Raw genomic sequence first — 203 nt, 5'->3', positions numbered from 1 at the left:
TTATCCGATAGGATTAAAGCATATGAGGAAAACAAGGACTTAGATATTAAGAAAATAAAATATCCTACACCTGCACATTACAAAAAGGAATATGAGTTCCTAAAAGAAGTTGATAGTTTAGCACTTGCAAATGAACAAATGAATTTAGATAAAGCCTACAAAAACTTTTTTAGAGATAAATCAGTAGGTTTTCCTAAATTCAA

The 203-nt window shown here is 28.6% G+C and carries 1 pseudogene; it reads left to right on the top strand.

Going from position 1 to position 203, the window contains the following annotated elements:
* Positions 1–203, top strand: a pseudogene (locus KGF36_RS20095) (RNA-guided endonuclease TnpB family protein); the annotation flags it as partial.

This window comes from Clostridioides sp. ZZV14-6009, assembly GCF_020658095.1.
Taxonomy (GTDB): Bacteria; Bacillota; Clostridia; order Peptostreptococcales; family Peptostreptococcaceae; genus Clostridioides.
Note: the sequence above shows the minus strand (reverse complement) of the source record. Positions and strands in the feature narration are given on the sequence as shown.